The sequence below is a fragment of the Blastomonas natatoria genome (genome assembly GCF_003201955.1).
Taxonomy (GTDB): domain Bacteria; phylum Pseudomonadota; class Alphaproteobacteria; order Sphingomonadales; family Sphingomonadaceae; genus Blastomonas; species Blastomonas natatoria.
This window is the reverse complement of the sequence record NZ_QJJM01000036.1, coordinates 2,501-5,776: the sequence shown is the minus strand read 5'-3', so window position 1 is coordinate 5,776 and position 3,276 is coordinate 2,501. Positions and strand designations below refer to the sequence as shown.

Genomic DNA, 3,276 nt, shown 5'->3' with positions numbered 1-3,276 from the left:
AGTTAAGTTGGTTGCGGGAGCAGGATTTGAACCTGCGACCTTCAGGTTATGAGCCTGACGAGCTACCGGGCTGCTCCATCCCGCGCCACCAAGAGGGCTGCGTGTGTGGCAGCCCTGGGCCTGTTGAGAGGCCAAAAAACCGCCCTGGCGGTTTGCCGAGGGCGGTTTTTGAGATCATGAATGGGTTTTTTTCTTTGCGCACCGGCTTCAATGCCTGGCGACGCCCTACTCTTCCAACGCTTAAGCGGTAGTACCATCGGCGCAGTCAGGTTTCACGGCCGAGTTCGAGATGGGATCGGGTGGGTCACTGACGCTATGGCCACCAAGCAATGAAGCAGGTGCACAAAGGGGTTTTGATCGATGCCCGTGCGGGGACGACATGCATTTCGGGTAGGTATTTGGCGAACATCCGGCCTGGATATCATCCATATCACCAATGCTGACATTGATGGTGGGACTTACAAGCGCGAACAGAGTAATTAGGACCGGTTAGCTCCATGCGTTACCGCACTTCCACACCCGGCCTATCAACGTGGTGGTCTTCCACGACTCGATGATAACTTATCTTGAGGGAGGCTTCCCGCTTAGATGCTTTCAGCGGTTATCCCGTCCATACATAGCTACCCTGCTGCACTGCTGGCGCAATGACAGGTACACCAGAGGTATGTTCAACCCGGTCCTCTCGTACTAGGGTCAACTCCTCTCAATTATCGACGCCCACGGCAGATAGGGACCAAACTGTCTCGCGACGTTCTGAACCCAGCTCACGTACCACTTTAATTGGCGAACAGCCAAACCCTTGGGACCTGCTCCAGCCCCAGGATGTGATGAGCCGACATCGAGGTGCCAAACGATTCCGTCGATATGAGCTCTTGGGAATCATCAGCCTGTTATCCCCGGCGTACCTTTTATCCGTTGAGCGATGGCCCTTCCACGAGGGACCACCGGATCACTATGACCGACTTTCGTCTCTGCTCGACTCGTCAGTCTCGCAGTCAGGCGAGCTTATGCCATTGCACTCTAACAGACGGTTTCCAACCGTCCTGAGCTCACCATCGCGCGCCTCCGTTACTCTTTAGGAGGCGACCGCCCCAGTCAAACTACCCGCCACAGAGGGTCCCAGCACCGGATAACGGTGCGTGGTTAGACATCAGAAAACAACAGGGTGGTATTTCACCTATGGCTCCACGACAGCTGGCGCCGTCGCTTCAAAGCCTCCCACCTATGCTACACAGTTCTTTCCTAATGCCACTCTGAAGCTGCAGTAAAGGTGCACGGGGTCTTTCCGTCTAACCGCGGGTACTCCGCATCTTCACGGAGAATTCAATTTCGCTGAGCATGTACTGGAGACAGTGGGGAAGTCGTTACGCCATTCGTGCAGGTCGGAACTTACCCGACAAGGAATTTCGCTACCTTAGGACCGTTATAGTTACGGCCGCCGTTTACTGGGGCTTCAATTCAGAGCTTGCACTCCTCCTCTTAACCTTCCAGCACCGGGCAGGCGTCAGACCCTATACGTCGTCTTGAAGCCGACTTAGCAGAGTCCTGTGTTTTTGCTAAACAGTCGCTACCCCCTGGCTTGTGCCCCCCACACATGGTTGCCCATATGTGGGGCCTCCTTCTCCCGAAGTTACGGAGGTAATTTGCCGAGTTCCTTCAGTACACTTCTCTCAAGCGCCTTGGTATACTCTACCATCCCACCTGTGTCGGTTTAGGGTACGGTCTATACGGAGGGGCTATTTCCTGGGACAACTTCGAAGCCAGACCAATCCAATAAGGCCTGACAACTTACGCCATCCGTCACACACCTCCAGGCCCACGAATATTAACGTGGTTCCCATCGACTACCCCCTTCGGGCTCGTCTTAGGGGCCGGCTCACCCTGCTCAGATTAGCTTTAAGCAGGAACCCTTGGGATTTCGGCGAGAGGGCATCTCACCCTCTTTATCGCTACTCATGTCAGCATTCTCACTTCCGATACCTCCACGGTCGGTTACCCTCCCGCTTCACAGGCTTACGGAACGCTCCGCTACCGCGTGCATAAATGCACACCCTAAGCTTCGGTACGTATCTTGAGCCCCGTTACATTTTCGCCGCAGGATCTCTTATTTAGACCAGTGAGCTGTTACGCTTTCTTTAAAGGATGGCTGCTTCTAAGCCAACCTCCTGGTTGTTTTGGAAATCCCACATGCTTTCCCACTTAGATACGATTTGGGGACCTTAGCTGTAGGTTAGGGCTGTTTCCCTTTTGACGACGGACCTTAGCACCCGCCGTCTGTCTGCCGGACTAACTCTGTGGTATTCGGAGTTTGGTTAGGTTTGGTAGATCTCGCGACCCCCTAGCCCATCCAGTGCTCTACCCCCACAGGTAAACATCCGACGCTCTACCTAAATAGATTTCGCGGAGAACCAGCTATTTCCCGGCTTGATTGGCCTTTCACCCCTAAACACAACTCATCCGATAATTTTTCAACATTAAACGGTTCGGCCCTCCAGTGCGTGTTACCGCACCTTCAGCCTGGTCATGCCTAGATCGCCGGGTTTCGGGTCTAATCCATCAAACTCAGTCGCCCTGTTCAGACTCGCTTTCGCTGCGCCTACACCTAACGGCTTAAGCTCGCTTGATAGATTAAGTCACTGACCCATTATACAAGAGGTACGCTGTCAGGCCTCAAGGACCCTCCAACTGATTGTAAGCATTCGGTTTCAGGTACTGTTTCACTCCCCTCATCGGGGTGCTTTTCACCTTTCCCTCACGGTACTTGTTCGCTATCGGTCATGTACGAGTATTTAGGCTTGGAGGGTGGTCCCCCCATGTTCAGACAGGATTTCACGTGTCCCGCCCTACTCAAGTCCTGATGTTTCGCTTTCGCATACGGGACTGTCACCCGCTATGGTCAAACTTTCCAGAATGTTCTGCTAACTCAACATCAGGCACTGGCCTGGTCCGCGTTCGCTCGCCACTACTAACGGAATCTCGGTTGATGTCTTTTCCTCCGGGTACTGAGATGTTTCAGTTCTCCGGGTTCGCTTCACCAAGGCTATTTTATTCACCAAGGTGATACCCTATCCACCTCACTCCGACACTGGAAAACCAGCAGCGAAATGAAATGGTGAGGGTGGGTTTCCCCATTCGGAAATCGCGGGATCAAAGCCTGCTCACGGCTCCCCCACGCTTATCGCAGCGTGCCACGTCCTTCATCGCCTGTACATGCCAAGGCATCCACCAAATGCTCTTACCTCACGCTTGAAAGTCCACACCACCAATGTCAGCACT

General features: G+C 53.7%; 1 tRNA gene and 2 rRNA genes. All 3 read right to left on the bottom strand.

From position 1 onward, the window contains the following. Positions 1-8 precede the first annotated feature (8 nt). The 3 genes from C7451_RS19425 to C7451_RS19415 all read right to left on the bottom strand — a co-directional run bounded on the left by C7451_RS19425 (position 9) and on the right by C7451_RS19415 (position 3,249). Positions 9-85, bottom strand: a tRNA-Met gene (locus tag C7451_RS19425). A gap of 127 nt (positions 86-212) precedes the next feature. Then, positions 213-327, bottom strand: a 5S ribosomal RNA gene (gene rrf, locus C7451_RS19420). Positions 328-459: 132 nt separating this feature from the next. Beyond that, positions 460-3,249 (bottom strand): 23S ribosomal RNA (locus C7451_RS19415). Positions 3,250-3,276 lie beyond the last annotated feature (27 nt).